Origin of the sequence: Xanthomonas melonis, assembly GCF_020783655.1 — a bacterium.
GTDB classification, from domain to species: Bacteria; Pseudomonadota; Gammaproteobacteria; order Xanthomonadales; family Xanthomonadaceae; genus Xanthomonas; species Xanthomonas melonis.
On sequence record NZ_JAJGQH010000010.1, the window covers coordinates 92,340 to 110,735 of the forward strand.

At 66.5% G+C, this 18,396-nt stretch carries 16 protein-coding genes; 9 read left to right on the plus strand and 7 right to left on the minus strand.

The window, feature by feature from the left end; genetic code table 11:
- Nucleotides 1–110: 110 nt before the first annotated feature.
- The 4 genes from LL964_RS11615 to LL964_RS11630 all read right to left on the minus strand — a co-directional run bounded on the left by LL964_RS11615 (nucleotide 111) and on the right by LL964_RS11630 (nucleotide 4,109).
- Complete coding sequence (locus LL964_RS11615; RefSeq protein WP_104584316.1) at nucleotides 111–1,295, minus strand: RNA polymerase sigma factor; 1,185 nt, start codon at nucleotides 1,293–1,295, stop codon at nucleotides 111–113.
- Nucleotides 1,296–1,646: 351 nt separating this feature from the next.
- On the minus strand, nucleotides 1,647–2,141 hold the full coding sequence (locus LL964_RS11620; protein ID WP_104584314.1) for a putative signal transducing protein: 495 nt from the start codon (nucleotides 2,139–2,141) through the stop codon (nucleotides 1,647–1,649).
- Between the two features lie 219 nt (nucleotides 2,142–2,360).
- The gene (gene tesB, locus LL964_RS11625; protein ID WP_104584312.1) at nucleotides 2,361–3,266 is read right to left on the minus strand and encodes an acyl-CoA thioesterase II; all 906 of its coding nucleotides are present in this window, start codon (nucleotides 3,264–3,266) and stop codon (nucleotides 2,361–2,363) included.
- Nucleotides 3,267–3,338: 72 nt separating this feature from the next.
- Complete coding sequence (locus LL964_RS11630) at nucleotides 3,339–4,109, minus strand: enoyl-CoA hydratase/isomerase family protein (protein ID WP_104584310.1); 771 nt, start codon at nucleotides 4,107–4,109, stop codon at nucleotides 3,339–3,341.
- A gap of 80 nt (nucleotides 4,110–4,189) precedes the next feature.
- Between LL964_RS11630 and LL964_RS11635 the strand changes: the two genes are divergently transcribed.
- Nucleotides 4,190–4,615, plus strand: coding sequence for a copper chaperone PCu(A)C (locus tag LL964_RS11635; protein WP_104585514.1), 426 nt, complete (start codon nucleotides 4,190–4,192; stop codon nucleotides 4,613–4,615).
- 234 nt (nucleotides 4,616–4,849) lie between these two features.
- On the opposite strand, the gene LL964_RS11640 is transcribed toward LL964_RS11635, so the two are convergent.
- Both LL964_RS11640 and uvrA read right to left on the minus strand, forming a co-directional pair.
- A complete protein-coding gene (locus tag LL964_RS11640; protein WP_007967522.1) occupies nucleotides 4,850–5,254 on the minus strand; it encodes an acyl-CoA thioesterase in 405 nt (134 codons plus the stop codon).
- Entirely contained in the window at nucleotides 5,251–8,220 is a 2,970-nt protein-coding gene (uvrA, locus tag LL964_RS11645; RefSeq protein WP_104584308.1) for an excinuclease ABC subunit UvrA, read from the minus strand. Before uvrA ends, LL964_RS11640 begins: the two co-directional genes overlap by 4 nt.
- A 293-nt stretch (nucleotides 8,221–8,513) precedes the next feature.
- Here uvrA and rplU point away from each other — a divergent pair, with 293 nt between their 5' ends.
- The 3 genes from rplU (at nucleotide 8,514) to obgE (ending at nucleotide 10,385) form a co-directional block, all read left to right on the plus strand.
- On the plus strand, nucleotides 8,514–8,834 hold the full coding sequence (gene rplU / locus LL964_RS11650) for a 50S ribosomal protein L21 (RefSeq protein WP_003484328.1): 321 nt from the start codon (nucleotides 8,514–8,516) through the stop codon (nucleotides 8,832–8,834).
- Nucleotides 8,835–8,846: 12 nt separating this feature from the next.
- Nucleotides 8,847–9,107: a 50S ribosomal protein L27 gene (gene rpmA, locus LL964_RS11655; RefSeq protein WP_104584306.1), complete on the plus strand. Its 261-nt coding sequence runs from the start codon at nucleotides 8,847–8,849 to the stop codon at nucleotides 9,105–9,107.
- Nucleotides 9,108–9,332: 225 nt separating this feature from the next.
- Complete coding sequence (gene obgE / locus LL964_RS11660; protein WP_104584304.1) at nucleotides 9,333–10,385, plus strand: GTPase ObgE; 1,053 nt, start codon at nucleotides 9,333–9,335, stop codon at nucleotides 10,383–10,385.
- Nucleotides 10,386–10,476: 91 nt separating this feature from the next.
- Here the strand turns inward: obgE and rpsT are convergent, their stop codons facing one another.
- Entirely contained in the window at nucleotides 10,477–10,746 is a 270-nt protein-coding gene (rpsT, locus tag LL964_RS11665; protein ID WP_002807888.1) for a 30S ribosomal protein S20, read from the minus strand.
- Between the two features lie 116 nt (nucleotides 10,747–10,862).
- On the opposite strand from rpsT, the gene murJ reads away from it, so the two are divergent.
- The 5 genes from murJ (at nucleotide 10,863) to ispH (ending at nucleotide 18,367) form a co-directional block, all read left to right on the plus strand.
- The gene (murJ, locus tag LL964_RS11670; RefSeq protein ID WP_104584303.1) at nucleotides 10,863–12,467 is read left to right on the plus strand and encodes a murein biosynthesis integral membrane protein MurJ; all 1,605 of its coding nucleotides are present in this window, start codon (nucleotides 10,863–10,865) and stop codon (nucleotides 12,465–12,467) included.
- A 203-nt stretch (nucleotides 12,468–12,670) separates the two neighbouring features.
- The gene (locus LL964_RS11675; protein WP_104584301.1) at nucleotides 12,671–13,741 is read left to right on the plus strand and encodes a bifunctional riboflavin kinase/FAD synthetase; all 1,071 of its coding nucleotides are present in this window, start codon (nucleotides 12,671–12,673) and stop codon (nucleotides 13,739–13,741) included.
- A 6-nt stretch (nucleotides 13,742–13,747) separates the two neighbouring features.
- On the plus strand, nucleotides 13,748–16,579 hold the full coding sequence (gene ileS, locus LL964_RS11680; RefSeq protein WP_104584299.1) for an isoleucine--tRNA ligase: 2,832 nt from the start codon (nucleotides 13,748–13,750) through the stop codon (nucleotides 16,577–16,579).
- A 255-nt stretch (nucleotides 16,580–16,834) separates the two neighbouring features.
- Nucleotides 16,835–17,353, plus strand: a complete 519-nt coding sequence (lspA, locus tag LL964_RS11685; RefSeq protein WP_104584298.1) for a signal peptidase II — start codon at nucleotides 16,835–16,837, stop codon at nucleotides 17,351–17,353.
- A gap of 63 nt (nucleotides 17,354–17,416) precedes the next feature.
- Nucleotides 17,417–18,367 carry a 4-hydroxy-3-methylbut-2-enyl diphosphate reductase gene (gene ispH / locus LL964_RS11690; RefSeq protein WP_104585513.1) on the plus strand — a complete coding sequence of 317 codons (951 nt, stop codon included), beginning with the start codon at nucleotides 17,417–17,419 and terminating at the stop codon, nucleotides 18,365–18,367.
- The last annotated feature ends 29 nt before the right edge of the window (nucleotides 18,368–18,396 follow it).

Consider the following 18,396-nt stretch of genomic DNA (forward strand, 5'->3'; position numbering starts at 1 on the left):
TCTGCTGGCGCGCCCGGATGGCACCCTGCCTTGCGGAGCGTCGGTGTACGGAATCCGGTTACTCCTTGTGGCATCGGCCGTTGCGGTGCTGGAGCAGGCTCCCGGACGCGTTACAGCATTCCCCGGACGAGGTAATGGCGCAGGACCGGCAGCAGCACCGCCGCGGTACTGACGAGCATTGCGCCAGGGCTGAACATGCAGCGATAGAGCCAGGGGGCTCGCGTGGTGCCGCGGTTGCGTGCCTCGCGCTCCAGCATGGGGCGCATGAGGCGTGGCAGCACGGCCATCGTCTGGTAATTGACGACCGCCAGTCCCGCACACAGCACCAGCAACGCAGGCCATCCGCTGTGGCTGAAGCGGTGCAGCACCAGCGTCGCGCAACACAGCAGCGCGGCCGTCACCGTGCTGGTACGGATGAAGCGGCTGATGGCCCCGACTTCGGCCGGCGTGCGTGCAAAACGCAGCAGATACCAGCCCGACCAATAGGTTCCCAGCGCGGCGATCACCACGCTACCTGCCGCAATCAATGCGGGCGCGCCGAACCAGACGCTCAACGCGCCGGCAGCGCCACCGCCGCTGAGTGCCGAGCCGGTCAACCCGCCAGCACCGAGCTTGCCCGCGCCGCCCAACACGATCGCCGCGCTTGCGGTGCCCGGTGCTGCCAGCATGACTGCCGAGGCCATCGTGGTCGCGAAGGCCGCACTGGGCGCGCTGCCACGTGCGAAATCGCCAAATCGACGCATCAGATCGCTGCGCACGCTGGCGCGCGCGCGCGACAGCCGCTTGCGCACCGCAGCGTCGCTGAGGCCCAGCAGCGATGCGACCTGCTGCGAACTCTGGCCTTCGCGGTAATACAGCAGCAGCGTTTCGCGGGTTTCTTCCGGTAGCGCGGAAATGATGTCGAGCGCGGCGATCTCCTCTTCCACCTGCAGCAAGCGATCGGTGGGCGAGGGTGCCGGATCGGCTGCCATCGCGATCGCCAGGTCGGCCGCTTCGCCGCTGAGCGCGCGGTGGCGATTGGCACGCAGCCAATCACGCGCCAGGTTGCGGGTGATCTGGCGCAGCCACGGCAGGAAGCTGGCGGGTTGATGCAACTGCGCCAGGCGCTGCCAGGCACGCAGGAAGGCTTCCTGGGCGATGTCCTCACTGGCGGCGATATCGCGGGTGATCGCCAGTGCAATGGCGGTGACCGTGTTCTGGCATGCCGTCACGATCCGGCCATACGCCTGCTGGCAGCCGGCTGCAGCGTGGGGAAGCTCGCGTTGCAACATCAGGTCCAGCGTGTCGGTGTTCATCGGCGCAGTCTATGTCCTGTTGCCAGCAGGACGCATCGCCGCGACGGATGTGACCAGTGCGGTCGTCGCAGGCGGGTGCCGCTTGCCATGGGGAGCAACCGGCAGTCAGGCCGTCGCCGGCAGCGTGTGACGCTGACGGCCTTCACGCGTGCCGCGCCAGACGCACCGTGCCGGGCTGGAATCGGGCCGGCGACGCAGGCATTACACGCGCCAGGCGGACGCCGACAACGGTGACGAAGCTCTGCTCCTGGGGGAGCAGGGGCGGCACTTTTCGGTCCGCGCGTCTGCGGTTCGTCGATCCTGGGCACGGAACCGCCACCCGACGGCCGCGGGTCCGCGCCCCTGGCTTGTTCAGCGCGCCGGCTGGATCCGTACGCGCACCTCATCGTCTTCTGTTGGCGGAGCTGCAGTCGGCGCGGGCTGCGATGCAGCGGGCGCTGCCGGCGCTGGTGCAGCGCGATGGCGCATCACCACCACCGTGGCCACTGCGCCGATCACCAGCAGCAGCACCAGGCGGATGCGCCAGGCCCAGCTGCGTGCGCTGGCGCTTGAGCCGTTCTCGCCTTCGCGAAAGGTGTATTCCACGTTCGGCAGGTCGCGGCGGGTAGTGTCCAGCAGACGTGCCTCGCGCAGCAGATCGCGGGCACGTGGCTGGTCGTTGGCATGCACGATCCACACGGTGGGATGGGCCTGCGCATTGCCCTGTTCCAGATAGCTGAACTGGCCGCCGCGCTTGCTCTGGTAGGAGCGGCCATTGCTGATGCGGATCTCGATGCCGGCCTCGCGCAATAGGTTGGCCACGCCTTCGGCGGTTTCGATACGTTGACTGCTGAAGATCTTGCGCATGGTGGAAAACACCGTTGGGTCCGGAACAGATGGCGCCGCTGCGGCGCCGGTTCAAGAGGAAGCATTGGGGACGGGGCGCGCGGGTGGGGGAGGCGGCGCGCGCGCGGACAAGCATGCCAGCTCGTGCTGCGGCCGTTCGCGCGGCGTGGGCAGTGCTGCAGTCGGTCGCGCCGGGATGCGCCGGGCGGATCGACCCCGGCCCCGCGCGCGTGGCACTGCCTACTCCTTGGCCGGCACGGCACTCGCGCTGCCGTCGGGCACCACGCGAATCAGCCCTTCCTGCGTGGTGCTGGCCACCAGCACGCCGTCGCGGGTGAAGAACTGTCCGCGCGCCAGGCCGCGTGCGCCTTGCGCGGTAGGGCTGTCCAGCGAGTACAGCAGCCAGTCGTCGGTACGGAACGGGCGGTGGAACCATAGCGCATGATCGAGCGAGGCCATCTGCACGTTCGGCGTGTAGTAACTGATGCCATGCGGAAACGTGGAGGTACCCAGTAGCTGGAAGTCCGAGGCATAGGCCAGCAGTGCCTGGTGCAGACCCACATCGTCGCCGATGGGGTCGGTCAGCCGTAGCCACATCTGCTGGAACGGAGGGCGTTTGGGTGGCTTGAGTTCGTCGCGCGGGAACACGTGGCGAAACTCGAACGGGCCGCCGCGCGACAGCCAGCGCTGCACCTTGGCCGGCAGTTTGGCCAACACCTCCGGTGCCAGCGGGGCTGCCGGCTCGATGTCTTCCGGCGGCGGCACCACCGGCATCGCCGACTGATGCTCGGCGCCGCCTTCGCGCTCCTGGAACGAGGCCGCGCAGAAGAAGATCACCTTGCCGTGCTGGATCGCGGTGACCCGTCGCACCGAAAAACTGCCGCCGTCGCGGGTGCGGTCGACGTCGTAGACGATGGGGTGATCGATATTGCCGGCCCGCAGGAAGTAGGCGTGCAGCGAATGCGCCTGGCGGCCGTTGTCCACCGTGGCCTGCGCCGCCGACAAGGCCTGGCCCAGCACCTGGCCGCCGAACACGTACTTGGTGCCGATGTCGCGGCTCTGGCCGCGAAACAGATTGTCTTCCAGGCGCTCCAGCGACAGCAGGCTGATCAGTTCGGAGACCACGGGTTCGGCGGTGGCGGACAAGAGGCTGGCCTGGGCGTGCGACGGACCGCGATTATAGCGGCCGGCCCGGCGCTCGCTGCCGGCCGGGCGCGCTCAGACCTTCTGCAGACGTGCCACCAGGCCATGCAGGGCGGCCTGGGCGTCGGGCGCATACCAGCCGTCGACGAAGCGTTCCAGCTGGATCAGCTCCGGCGCCAGCGCGGCGCGTAGATCCGCACGCGCCACCGCGCGCGTGGCCAGCATCGGTTGGCGCGGCAACTGCCGCAGCTCCTGAAGCCAGGCCACTGCACGCGCGGTGACCAACTCGCCATCGACCAGTTCGTCCACCAGGCCGATCTGCACGGCCTGTTCGGCCGGCAGCATCTGCCCGGAGATCAGCAGGCGTTCGGCGCGGTGTGCACCCACCACCCGGCGCAGCAGGCGCTGGATGCCTTCCGGGGCGGCCAGGCCCACCTGCACTTCGTTCAAGCCGATCGCGTACGGCCTGGCGGTGTCGGCGCTGCGTGCCATCACCCGGTAGTCGCAGCACAACGCGAGCACGCAGCCGCCGGCCGGTGCATGCCCGCCGATCGCGGCCACTACCGGAATGCGGCTGTTGGCCAGCGCCTGCGCCGCTTCGAAGAACGCCGTCCAGCTGGCCAGCAGCGCGGCGCGGTCGCTGCCGTGCGCCAGCAACTGCGGCACATCCATGCCGCCGGAAAAGATCCGTTCGCCGCCCGACAGCACGATGCCGTCGGCCTCGTCGCCGGCCTGCTGCACGGCTGCGCTCAGTGCCTGGCATAGCGCGCTGTCCAGCGCATTGACCGGCGGGCGCGCCAGGCGGATTTCGCGAACACGGCCATGGTCTAAGATCTGGATGCTCATTCGGGGCTCCTGGAGGTCGGGACATGATAGACGGCAGTCGAAGCAGGCGGCACCGGCATGCACGTGTGCTGCTCGGTGCGATGGCAGCGGCAATTGCGATGTCGGCCAGTGCTGGCGTTGCGGCGCAGTGCGTACCGGAATTCAAGGCCGGCTGGATCCGCATCCCGCCACCCGGTGGCATGGGGATGGCGGCCGGCTTCGGACAGTTCCACAACGGCTGCCCGCAAGCGCTGAAGGTCACCGCGGTGAAGAGCGGAACGTTCGCGGATGTGTCCTTGCACGAAACCACGCACAGCGACGGCGTCAGCCGCATGCGCGCAGTGCCGGAGCTGACGCTGCCGGCCGGCAGGACGGTCGCGCTGGTGCCGGGCGGCCTGCATCTGATGCTGATGGAAGCGCGGGCGCCGTTGCAGGAAGGTGCGCAGGTGCCGGTGACGTTCACCCTGCAGGATGGCCGTCAGATCCAGGCGACGCTTCAGGCACGCAAGCGCGCACCCGGGTCCTGAAATGCGGTGGTGGGGCGTGCGCCCCGCATGAGCCGCTGGCGCGCCCAGATGGTTGCGAGAGGTGCCGTCGCACTGCCGCCAAACGGTTGCTGCATGCAGCCGCTTGCCGGCACGCGTCGCCCCCGATGCGTGCCCGGGCACGGCACCGTTGCGGTCGCATGAAAAACGGCGGCTCCTGGGGGAGCCGCCGTCCTGGGAAACAGTCGCGTCCGTCGCGCTGCCGCCGCTCGCCGCTCAGCTACTGGCGGCCCGCACGGCGTCGGGAAGCGCGGCGCTCTTGCCGGTCTGCGTATCGATCCATACCACCACCACGTTGCCGTCCGAATACAGCTTGCTGTCGTCCTTCTGGTCGAAGATGCGGTGGCCGATGGTCACGCTGCTGGTGCCCAGGCGTTCGACGAACAGCTCTACGGTGATGTCGTTGGGCCAGATCAACGGCTGCTTGTAGTTGACGTTGGTGGCGGCGACCACCGGCGCGATGCGATCGGTCATCGCCACGCCCTGCACGCCGAGCATCCAGCGCACGCGCGCTTCCTCCAGGTAGGAGATGTACTTGGCATTGTTGACATGCCCCATGCTGTCCATGTCGCGCCAGCGCACGCTGATCGGGATGCGTGCCAGGACCTTGTGTTCGCTCATCGGCTTGCCTTCTTCTTCGCAGTCTTCTTGGTGGCGGAGGCGGCGGTTTTGCTCGCCTTCTCCGGTTTGACCTTGCGCGGCGGGCGCGCATCGGGCTTGTTGGCCATCGCCGCAGGGCGCGTCTCGCGTGCCTTGACCGACGGCAGCATCTTGGCCAGGAACTGCCCGGTATAGGATCTCGGTTCGGCAGCCACTTCCTCCGGCGTGCCGGACACCAGCACGGTGCCGCCACGGTGGCCGCCCTCCGGGCCCAGGTCCACGATCCAGTCGGCGGTCTTGATCACGTCGAGGTTGTGTTCGATCACCACCACCGTGTTGCCCTCGTCGCGCAGCTTGTGCAGCACGCCGAGCAGGGCTTCGATATCATGGAAATGCAGGCCGGTGGTCGGCTCGTCGAGGATGTACAGGGTGCGGCCGGTGTCGCGCCGCGACAGCTCCTTGGACAACTTGACGCGCTGGGCCTCGCCGCCGGACAAGGTGGTCGCGCTCTGCCCCAGCTTGATGTAGCTCAGGCCCACATCCACCAGCGTTTCCAGCTTGCGCGCGATCGCCGGCACCGGTTCGAACAGGCGCAGCGCGTCTTCCACCGTCATCTGCAACACGTCGTTGATGTTGTAGCCCTTGTACAGAATTTCCAGGGTCTCGCGGTTGTAACGCTTGCCGTGGCAGACATCGCAGGGCACGTACACGTCCGGCAGGAAGTGCATCTCCACCTTGATCAGGCCATCGCCCTGGCAGGCTTCGCAGCGGCCGCCGCGCACGTTGAAGCTGAAGCGACCGGGCGAGTAACCGCGCGCGCGCGCTTCCGGTACCTGCGCATAGAGCTCGCGCAATGGCGTGAACAGGCCGGTGTAGGTGGCAGGGTTGGACCGCGGCGTACGACCGATCGGGGACTGGTCGATATCCACTACCTTGTCGAACAGGTCGAGGTTCTCGATTTCCCGATAAGCCGCCACCGGATGCGAGGCGCCGTTGATCTCGTTGGCCGCCAGCGAGAACAGCGTGTCGTTGATCAGCGTGGACTTGCCCGACCCGGACACGCCGGTGATGCAGGTCAGCAGGCCGGCCGGAATGTCCAGATCGACATTCTTGAGATTGTTGCCGGTGGCCCCGCGCAGATGCAGCATCATCTTCGGATTGGGCTTGTGGCGTTGTTTGGGAATCTCGATGCGGCGCTTGCCGGACAGGTATTGGCCGGTCAACGAGCGCGGCGATTCCAGAATGTCGTCCAGCGTGCCTTGCGCGCAGATCTCGCCGCCATGCACGCCCGCGCCAGGGCCGATGTCCAGCACGTGGTCGGCCAGGCGGATCGCGTCTTCGTCGTGTTCGACCACGATCACGGTGTTGCCAAGATCGCGCAGCCGCGTCAGCGTGCCGAGCAGGCGTTCGTTGTCGCGCTGGTGCAGGCCGATCGACGGCTCGTCCAGCACATACATCACCCCGACCAGACCTGCGCCGATCTGGCTGGCCAGGCGGATGCGTTGCGCCTCGCCGCCGGACAGGGTGTCGGCCTTGCGTTCCAGCGTGAGGTAGTCCAGGCCCACATCGACCAGGAACCCCAGGCGCTCGGCGATCTCCTTGACGATCTTGGCGGCGATCTCGCCGCGCCAGCCCGGCAACGACAGGCCACGGAAAAAGCTCAACGCCTCGTTGACCGGCAGCACCACCAGCTCGGGCAGCGGACGATCGGCCACGAACACATTGCGCGCGGCGCGATTCAGACGCGTGCCGTTACAGGCAGGGCAGGGCTGCTGGCTGACGTACTTGGTCAGCTCTTCGCGCACCGCCGGCGATTCGGTTTCGCGGTAACGGCGTTCCAGGTTCGGAAGGATGCCTTCGAACCGATGCTTGCGCGTAGTGCGCCCGCCGGCATCGGTGAAGTAGGTGAAGCTGATCACCTCGTCGCCACTGCCGAACAGCACCGCCTGGCGCACCTTGGCCGGCAGCGTGTTCCAGACCGCGTCCACGTCGAACTTGTAGTGCTTGGCCAGCGAAGCGATCAGCTGGAAGTAGTAGGCGTTGCGGCGGTCCCAGCCGCGCACCGCGCCGGCCGACAGCGACAATTCGGGATGCACAACCACGCGATCGGGGTCGAAGAACTCGGCCACGCCCAGGCCATCGCAGCTCGGGCAGGCGCCCACCGGGGCGTTGAACGAGAACAGCCGCGGTTCCAGCTCCGGCAGCGAGTAATCGCACACCGGGCAGCTGTACTTGGACGAGAACAGATGCGGCGCGGCGGTCGGGTCGTCCAGCGACTGCACCGCCACCATGCCTTCGCCCAGCTTGAGTGCGGTTTCGAAACTTTCGGCCAGGCGTTGTTTGATGTCCTCGCGCGGACGGAAGCGGTCGATCACCGCTTCGATGGTGTGCTTCTGGCGCAGCGCCAGCGGCGGCACCGCATCGATCTCGTACAGTTCGCCGTCCACGCGCACGCGCACGAAACCCTGCGCGCGCAGTTGTTCGAACACCTGCGCATGCTCGCCCTTGCGGTCGCGGATCACCGGCGCCAGCAGCATGTAGCGCTGCTCCTGGTCCTGGGTCAGCATGTGGTCGACCATCTGGCTGACGGTCTGCGCTTCCAGCGGGAAGCCATGGTCCGGGCAGCGCGGTTGGCCCACGCGTGCATAGAGCAGGCGCAGGTAGTCGTAGATCTCGGTGATCGTGCCGACAGTGGAGCGCGGGTTGTGCGATGTGGATTTCTGTTCGATCGAGATGGCCGGGGACAGGCCTTCGATGTGGTCCAGGTCCGGCTTTTCCATCACGCTCAGGAACTGGCGCGCGTACGCCGACAGCGACTCGACGTAGCGGCGCTGGCCTTCTGCGTAGATGGTGTCGAACGCCAGCGACGACTTGCCCGATCCGGACAGGCCGGTGATCACGATGAGTTTGTCGCGGGGCAGGTCGAGGTCGATGTTCTTGAGGTTGTGCGTCCGCGCGCCGCGGATGCGGATGAAATCCATCGCCATGGGGGATCCGATGTCGGGCCGGCGAACCGGCGGTGGTGCGAGCGTGCTCAGCAGGAATGAGTGGCAGTCGATCAGCCTACCCGCCGACCTAGGTGAGGGCAATTGCCCCAGATGCCAGTCTGCCGGGGCCGTTGTGGCGGCCGGATGATGCGTTCCACCGGCCCATTGCGGGGGTGGTTGTGGCCGATCTGCCTGCGACTTGACCCGAAACCAGCCTGGCAAGTACAATTCCGCTCCTGTCTGCCCCAAGGGCAAGTCAGGCGACCATAATAACTACAGAGGAACACCTGGTCATGTATGCAGTTCTGGTAACCGGCGGTAAGCAATACCGCGTCGCGCAGGGCGAAACGCTCCGCGTGGAAAAGCTCGAAGTCGAAGCCGGCAACGAGATCAAGTTCGACACCATCCTGATGCTGGGCGACAGCGACGGCATCAAGCTGGGCGATGCGCTGAAGGGCGCCTCGGTCACCGCCAAGGTCGTGGCCCACGGCCGCGCCGACAAGGTGCGCATCATCAAGTTCCGTCGCCGCAAGCACCACATGAAGCGTCAGGGACATCGTCAGCACTACACCGAAATCGAGATCACCGGCATCGCCGGTGGCGACAAGAAGTAAGGAGAACCAGTCATGGCACATAAAAAGGGCGTAGGTTCCTCGCGCAACGGTCGCGATTCCAACCCGAAGTACCTCGGCGTGAAGATGTTTGGCGGCCAGGTCATCGAGGCTGGCAACATCATCGTGCGTCAGCGCGGTACCCAGTTCCATCCGGGCGCCGGCGTCGGCCTGGGTCGTGACCACACGCTGTTCGCGCTGGTCGACGGCAAGGTGGAGTTCTCCACCAAGGGCCCGAAGAAGCGTCGTACCGTCAGCGTGGTTGCCGAGGCGTAATCGCCCGCTCCATGCAGGCCAGTCCACGAGGCGGTAACGCCTTGCGGGCCAGACGGAAAGCCCCGCTTTTGCGGGGTTTTTCGTTTGAGGGCCGGGAGTGGGGATTCGGGATTCGCAATGGCGGATTTCGAGAGTCTCGATACCGTTGCTTCCTGCTGTTTCCGCGACCGCCAAGCGGCGTCCTGCGGTGCTGTTACCAATCCCAAATCACGAATTCCGAATCCCATGAAGCTAGTCGACGAAGCAGAAATCCTGGTCACCGCCGGTAATGGCGGCAATGGCTGTGTCGGCTTCCGCCGCGAGAAGTTCATTCCGCTGGGTGGGCCGGATGGTGGCGATGGCGGGGCCGGCGGCAGTGTCTGGATCGTGGCCGACGAGAACGTCAATACCCTGGTCGACTTCCGTCATGAGCGCACCTTCAAGGCGCAGCGCGGCGAGAACGGCATGGGGCGCCAGGCCTATGGCAAGGGCGGCGAAGACCGCATCATCGTGGTGCCGGTCGGCACTGTGGTGATCAATGTGCAGACCGATGAAGTGATTGGCGACCTGATCCAGCATGGCGACCGCCTGCTGGTGGCCAAGGGCGGCAAGGGCGGTCTGGGCAACATGCATTTCAAGAGCTCGGTCAACCGTGCGCCACGCCAGGCCACCACCGGCGAGGAGGGCGAGGAGCGGCTGCTCAAGCTCGAACTCAAGCTGCTGGCCGACGTCGGCCTGCTCGGCTTTCCCAATGCCGGCAAGAGCACGCTGATCCGCGCGGTGTCGGCGGCGACACCGAAAGTGGCCGACTATCCGTTCACCACGCTCTACCCGAATCTGGGCGTGGTCAGCGTCGAGGCCCATCGCAGCTTCGTCATTGCCGACGTGCCGGGTCTGATCGAGGGTGCGGCCGACGGTGCCGGCCTGGGCACGCAGTTCCTGCGTCATCTGCAGCGCACCCGCCTGCTGCTGCACCTGGTGGACATGGCCCCGATGGATGGTGGCGTGGAGGGTGTATCGCCGGCCGAACAGGTGCGCACGATCGAACGCGAGCTGGAGCGTCACGACCCGGAGTTGCTGAAGAAGCCGCGCTGGCTGGTGCTCAACAAGGCCGACCTGATGTTCGAGGACGAGGCGCGTGCCGCTGCCGAGGCCATCGTGGCCGAGCTGGGCTGGACGGCGCCATGGTATCTGGTCTCGGCGCTGGGTCGCGATGGCACCTTCCCGATCATGAAGGACGTCATGGCGTTCTTCGACCGCCAGCGCGAGGACGAGCTCGAAGCGCGCGATGCGGGCTGAGTGCCGCAGCGGGCGCACAAAAAACCCGGCCAAGGCCGGGTTTTTCTGTATTGCCGGAAGCCAGGCTGCCGGCGTTGACGCGGTTGATCGCTTACGCGGCCTTGATGGCCTTGATGCGTGCGGTCAGGCGGCTCTTGTGACGTGCAGCCTTGTTCTTGTGGATCAGGCCGCGGGCGCTGAAACGGTCGAGAATGGGCTGGGCGACGGCAAAGGCGGCTTCGGCGCCTGCAGCATCGTTGGCGTCAAGGGCCTTGATCACCTTCTTGACGGCGGTGCGCAGCATCGAGCGCTGGCCGGTGTTGCGCTCATTGCGCACAACGGTCTGCTTGGCGCGCTTCTTGGCGGACTTGATATTGGCCACGGTGGTGGGTTCCTGAAAAATCGGTATGGTGGAAAAAGCAAGCGCGAAAGTATGATGGACCCAATTATGTACGTCAAGTCAGTTGTCAAGAGGGATCGCCCATGAGCACACCCCGCATGTTGAGGGGCCTGCTCTCGTTCAGCAGTATGACCATGGTCTCGCGGGTGTTGGGATTGGTGCGCGACCAGGTGGTGACCACCACCTTCGGCAGCAATGCGGTGACCGATGCGTTCTGGGTGGCTTTCCGGGTCCCCAATTTCCTGCGCCGGCTGTTCGCCGAAGGCTCCTTTGCCACCGCCTTCGTGCCAGTGTTCACCGAGGTCAAGGAGACCCGGCCGCATGCCGAGCTGCGCGAGCTGATGGCGCGCGTGGCCGGCACTCTCGGCGGCGTGCTGCTGGTGGTCACTGCGCTAGCGCTGATCTTCGCCCCGCAGCTGGCCACGCTGTTCTCCAGCGGAGTGGATACCGATCCGGCCAAGCATGGCCTGCTGGTGGATCTGTTTCGCCTGACGTTCCCATTCCTGCTGTTCGTTTCGCTGACCGCGTTGGCGGGCGGGGCGCTGAACAGTTTCCAGAAATTCGCCATGCCGGCGCTGACTCCGGTGATCCTCAACCTGTGCATGATCGCCGGGGCCGTGTGGCTGGCGCCGCGGCTGGGTGGTACGCCGGAGAAGCAGATCCTCGCGCTGGGCTGGGCGGTGCTGGCGGCGGGCATGCTGCAGTTGCTGTTCCAGCTGCCTTCGCTGAAAGGCATCGATCTGTTGACCCTGCCGCGCTGGGGCTGGCGACATCCGGGGGTGCGCAAGGTGCTGACCCTGATGGTGCCGACCCTGTTCGGCTCCTCGGTGGCGCAGATCAACCTGCTGCTGGACACCGTCATCGCCGCCAAGCTGACCGACGGCTCGCAGTCGTGGTTGTCGCTGGCCGACCGATTCCTTGAATTGCCGTTGGGCGTCTTCGGCGTGGCGCTGGGCACGGTGATCCTGCCGGCGCTGGCGCGCCATCACGTCAAGACCGACCGCGCCGCGTTTTCCAGCGCGCTGGACTGGGGCTTCCGGACCACCTTGCTGATTGCAGTGCCGGCGATGCTGGGTTTGTTGTTGCTGGCCGAGCCGCTGGTGGCAACCTTGTTCCAGTATCACAAGTTCACCGCCTTCGACACCCGCATGACGGCGTTGTCGGTGTACGGGCTGAGCTTCGGCCTGCCGGCGTACGCCATGCTCAAGGTGGTGCTGCCGGCGTTTTATGCGCGCCAGGACACCCGCACCCCGGTGCGTGCCGGTGTGGTCGCGTTGGTGGCCAATATGGTGTTCAACTTCGCCTTCCTGGCAGTGCTGTACCAGCTCATGGTGCCGCCCGAGCTCAAGGCGCAGGGCGTGATGCAGGCGCTGGGCAAGCAGCCGGGGCTGCATCTGGCGCTGGGTATCGCCAGTGCGCTGTCGAGTTATCTCAACCTGGGGCTGCTGTGGTATTGGCTGGGCAGGTCCGGCGTCTATCAGCGCCGGCCGGGTTGGGGGGGCTATGCGACGCGTCTGCTGCTGGCGTGTGCGGCGATGGTGGCGGTGCTGTTGGGTCTGCTGTGGTGGCTGCCGTCCTTCACCACGATGGACAAGTGGCAACGGATCGGCTGGCTGGCGGTGCTGGTCGGCAGTGGCGGCCTGACCTACCTGGCAGCGCAGCTGGCGCTGGGCTTGCGGCCGCGCCACTTGCGCGAGAGCTGAGCCTGGAGTCGACTCTCTTCCCCCGCGTGCGGGGGAAGGTGCCCGAAGCGCGGATGGGGGCCGCATCGCGCCGGCGGCAGGCGTAGTGTCGCTGAGCGCTTGCGTGATCGGTGCGGGCCGTGCGGGTTGACAGGCACGGCTATACTCACGGGTTACGCATCAACGAGGACCGGCCGCAGGCCGGCATCTGTTTGGATCGAGGAATGAGCAGGCTGTTTAGAGACGTCGAGGGCGGGACGCTGTTCCCGCACGGAAGCGTGGTCTGCATCGGCGCCTTCGATGGCCTGCACCTGGGGCATCGGGCATTGGTGCAGCACGCGGTTGCGCGCGCGCGCGCGCTCGGCGTGCCTGCGGTGGCGGTGAGCTTCGAGCCGTTGCCACGCGAGTTCTTCGCTCCGGCTGCACCGCCGCCGCGGCTGACCCTGGCGCGCGCCAAGATCGAAGGATTGCTCGGCTTCGGTGCCGACAGCGTGGGCCTGATCCGCTTCGACGGCCGCCTGTCGGCGATGAGCGCCGAGGACTTCGTGCGCCTGGCGCTGGTGCGCCGGCTCTGCGCCCGCGAGGTGTGGATCGGCCCGGAGTTCCGCTTCGGTCATCGCCGTGGTGGCGACATCGCCTTGCTGCGCGCCCTGGGGGATCAGCATGGATTTGCGGCCGGCGAGATCGCGTCGGTGCATCTGCACGGCGAGCGCATCTCCGCCACGCGCATCCGTCAATTGCTGGTGGCGGGCGAGTTTGCGCATGCCGCCGACCTGCTCGGCCGCCCGTACGCCATCGGGGGGCGGGTGGTGCGCGGCAAGCAGCTGGGGCGCACGCTGGGGTATCCCACCGCCAATCTGCGGTTTTCGCGCACCCCGGCGCTGTCGGGCATCTACGCGACCTGGGTGCATGGCGTGGCCGCGCAGCCGTGGCCATCGGTCTCCAGTTTCGGCACGCGGCCGACCGTGGCCGGCGTCGAGCCGCTGCTGGAGGCGCACCTGTTCGATTTCCAGGGCGATCTGTATGGCCGGCACCTGCAGGTCGAATTCGTCGCCAAGCTGCGCGACGAGGAAAAGTTCGATGGCCTGGAGTCGCTGACCGTGCAGATGCACCGCGACGCCGAACAGGCGCGTGCGGTGCTGGCAGCAACGGCGAGTCCTTCGCAACAGCCGGCCTATGATGCGAGTCCTTCGCAAGAGCCCGCACGTCCATGTGCGGACGATAGACATGCGAGTCCCTCGCAAGAGCCCGCACATCCATGTGCGGACTTTTTAAGAAATCCAGCGCAACGGTAGATTCCTGTGACCCAAGACTACAAAGCCACTCTTCATCTGCCTGCCACGGAATTCCCGATGCGCGGCGACCTGCCCAAGCGCGAGCCGGCGATGCTGGAGCGCTGGGAGCGCGAGGGGCTGTACGCGCAACTGCGCGCCAATGCGGCAGGGCGCCCGCTGTTCGTGCTGCACGACGGCCCGCCGTATGCCAATGGCCAGATCCATCTCGGCCATGCGGTCAACAAGATCCTCAAGGACATCATCGTCAAGTCGAAGTATCTGGCTGGCTTCGATGCGCCGTATATCCCCGGTTGGGACTGCCATGGCCTGCCGATCGAGATCGCCATCGAGAAGAAGTACGGCAAGGTCGGCGTCAAGCTGGATGCGGCCGAATTTCGGCAGAAGTGCCGCGAATACGCGACCGAGCAGATCGATCTGCAGCGGCGCGATTTCAAGCGGCTGGGCGTGATCGGCGATTGGGACAACCCGTACAAGACGCTGGATTTCCGCTTCGAAGCCAACGAGATCCGCGCGCTGGCGAAGATCGTCGACAACGGCCACCTCACCCGTGGCGTGAAGCCGGTGCACTGGTGCTTCGACTGCGGTTCGGCGCTGGCCGAGGCCGAGATCGAATACGCCGACAAGGTGTCGCCGACGGTGGATATCGCCTATCCGGTGCGTGACCCGGCGGCTGTGGCTGCCGCATTCGGCGCGAGCCTGCCGGCGGGCGTGGGTGTGGCGGTGCCGATCTGGACCACCACGCCATGGACGCTGCCGGCCTCGCTGGCGGTGAGCCTGGGCGCGGACCTGGATTATGTGCTGGTCGAGGGCCCGGCCGACCGCGGCCAGCCGCGCTGGCTGGTGGTGGCCGAGGCCCTGGCGGCCAAGGCGCTGGCCCGCTACGGCGTGGACGAGGTCGTGGTGCATGGCCATGCCAAGGGTACGGCGCTGGAGCAGATGCTGCTGGAGCACCCGTTCTATGCCGAGCGCGAGATCCCGCTGCTGCTGGGCGATCATGTGTCGGCCGAGGACGGTACCGGCGCCGTGCACACCGCCCCTGGCCATGGCCAGGAGGACTACCAGGTCTCCAAGCACTACGGGCTGCTGGAGCGCTATGGCGCCGCGCAGATCAACCCGGTGGACGGGCGCGGCGTGTACCTGCCGTCGACGCCGCCGCTGGGCGACACCGTGCTGGCCGGGCTGCATATCTGGAAGGCCAACGACATCATCATCGAGGCGCTGCGCGATACCGGCGTGCTGCTGGCGGCCAGCAAGATGGAGCACAGCTACCCGCACTGCTGGCGGCACAAGACGCCGATCGCGTTCCGTGCCACACCGCAGTGGTTCTTCTCGATGGAAAAAGCCGGATTGCGTGCCGATGCGCTCAAGGCCATCGAAGGCGTGACGTGGTACCCGTCCTGGGGCCAGGCGCGCATCGCCGGCATGGTGGAGGGCCGTCCGGACTGGACCATTTCGCGTCAGCGCACTTGGGGTGTGCCGATTGCGCTGTTCGTGCACCGCGAAACCGGCGAGCCGCATCCGCGCAGTACCGAGTTGCTGCGCCAGGTGGCCGACCGCGTGGAGCAGGGCGGCGTCGATGTCTGGTACACGCTGGATGCGGCCGAGCTACTCGGCGACGAGGCCGCCGACTACGACAAGATCACCGACATCCTGGACGTGTGGTTCGATTCGGGCGTGACGCACGAAGCGGTGCTGGTGGACCGCGGCCTGCCCAAGCCGGCCGACCTGTACCTGGAAGGCTCGGATCAGCATCGCGGCTGGTTCCAGTCGTCGCTGTTGACCGGTGTGGCGATGGACAAGGCGGCGCCGTACAGGCAATGCCTCACCCATGGGTTCACCGTGGACGAGCACGGTCGCAAGATGTCCAAGTCCCTGGGCAACGGGATCGAGCCGCAGGACATCATGAAGACCCTGGGCGCGGACATCCTGCGCCTGTGGATCGCTTCGGCCGACTACAGCAACGAGATGTCGCTGTCGCAGGAGATCCTCAAACGTAATGCCGACGCCTACCGCCGCCTGCGCAACACGGCGCGCTTCCTGCTCGGCAACCTGCATGGTTTCGATCCACGGCAGCATCTGGTGGCGCTGGACGAGATGGTGCTGCTAGATCGCTGGATTGTGCATCGCGCGCACGAGCTGCAGGAAAAGATCGTGGCCGCCTATGCGCGCTACGATTTCGCCGAAATCGTGCAGGCGCTGCTGAACTTCTGCAGCGTGGACCTGGGCTCGTTGTACCTGGACGTCACCAAGGACCGTCTGTACACGATGGCCGAGGATTCGCGCGGCCGCCGTTCGGCGCAGAGCGCGATGTACCACGTGGCCGAGGCGTTCGTACGCTGGATCGCGCCGGTGCTGAGCTTCACCGCCGACGAGTTGTGGACCTATCTGCCGGGAGAGCATGTCGGCAACGTCCTGTTCGCCACCTGGTACGACGGCCTGGCGCCGTTGCCGGCCGATGCCGCATTGACCAGTGCCGATGTCGACAAGCTGCTGACGCTGCGCGAGCAGGTGGCCAAGGTGCTGGAACCGATGCGTGCCAATGGCGCCATCGGTGCGGCCCTGGAAGCGGAAATCACTGTGGCGGCCGATGCGCAGACCGCTGCGCGCTGGCAGCCGTTGAGCCAGGAGCTACGCTTCCTGTTCATCAGCGGCGACGTCACCGTGACCGCGGCCAGCACCGACGACATCTTCGTCAGCGCGCAGCCGACCACCAAGCCCAAGTGCGTACGCTGCTGGCACCACCAGGCCAGCGTGGGCAGCGACCCGCGGCATCCGGAGCTGTGCGGTCGCTGTGTCAGCAATATCGAGGGCCCAGGCGAGCAGCGTCGCTGGTTCTAGTGTCGCTGGTTCTGATGTCTGAATTCCTTCTCCCGCAAGCGGGAGTCCGCTTCAATATCCTTCTCCCGCAAGCGGGGGCGCTTCAATACCCTTCTCCCGCAAGCGGGGGCGCTTCAATACCCTTCTCCCGCAAGCGGGAGAAGGGGGCGCGTAGCGCCGGATGAGGGCCATACCGGCGCATCCACCGCCGCCTGCCGATTTGCCCGTTGGGCAGCTTCTTCCGAACCCGGGAGTCGCAACAGCCAAGGTGATTCCATGACCGCAAGACCCAAACCCTCCGCCCTGATCTGGCTGCTGCTGTCCGTTGCAGTGGTCGGACTCGATCAGTGGAGCAAGGCCTGGGTGCTGTCCAGCCTGCCTGAATACACGCCCGTGCCGGTCATCGACGGGTTCTGGAACTGGTATCGCACCTACAACACCGGCGCGGCCTTCAGTTTCCTGAGTGATGCCGGCGGCTGGCAGCTGTGGTTCTTCATCGCGCTGGCGGTGGGCATCAGCGGCTTGCTGGCGTTCTGGCTGTCGCGCACCGCGCGCGGGCACTGGCGTAGCGCGCTGCCGTATGCCCTGGTGATCGGCGGGGCGATCGGCAACGTGATCGACCGCTTGATGCACGGCCATGTGGTCGACTTCATCCAGTGGTACATCGGCAGCCATACCTGGCCGGCCTTCAACATCGCCGACTCGGCGATCGTGGGAGGCGCCATCGGGATCGCAGTGTTCGGCCTGTTCGACAAACACGGACATCGGGAATCGGGAATCGGGAATCGAGGCTGAAGCCGCTTGCCGGCGACTGTCATTCCCGCCGATCCCACTTCCCATTGCCGTAGAATGCCTGCCATGGATGTTTTGCTCGCCAACCCCCGCGGCTTCTGCGCCGGTGTCGACCGCGCGATCGAGATCGTCAAGCGTGCGATCGAGACGCTGGGCGCACCGATCTACGTGCGGCACGAAGTCGTGCACAACCGCTTCGTGGTGGACGATCTCAAGGAGCGCGGCGCCATCTTCGTCGAGGAGCTGGACGAGGTGCCCGACGGCGCCACCGTCATCTTCAGCGCACATGGCGTCTCGCAGGCGGTGCGCCAGGAAGCCGAGCGTCGCGGGCTGAAGGTGTTCGACGCTACTTGTCCGCTGGTGACCAAGGTGCATTTCGAGGTGGCACGGCATTGCCGGGCCGGCCGCGACGTGGTGCTGATCGGCCATGCCGGCCATCCGGAGGTGGAAGGCACCATGGGCCAATGGAGTCGCGAGCGAGGCGCGGGCAAGATCTACCTGGTGGAAGACATCGGGCAGGTCGCCACGCTGCAGATCGATCAGCCGGACAATCTCGCCTATACCACCCAGACCACGCTGTCGGTGGACGACACCATGGGCATCATCGAAGCCCTGCGGGCCCGGTATCCGGCCATGCAGGGGCCGCGCCATGACGACATCTGCTACGCCACCCAGAACCGCCAGGACGCGGTACGCGATCTGGCGCGGCAGTGCGACCTGGTGCTGGTGGTCGGTTCGCCCAACAGCTCCAATTCCAACCGGCTGAGCGAACTGGCCCGGCGCGACGGGGTGGAGTCCTACCTGATCGACAACGCCAGCGAGATCGACCCGGCCTGGATCGTTGGCAAGCAGCATATCGGCCTGACCGCCGGCGCCTCTGCGCCGCAGGTGCTGGTCGATGGCGTGCTGGCGCGCTTGCGCGAACTGGGTGCGGCTGGCGTCTCCGAACTGGAAGGCGAGCCGGAATCGATGGTGTTCGCGCTGCCCAAGGAACTGCGGTTGCGGCTGGTGGGCTGAGGCCGCTGGCAGCGGCCACCGGCCAGTCG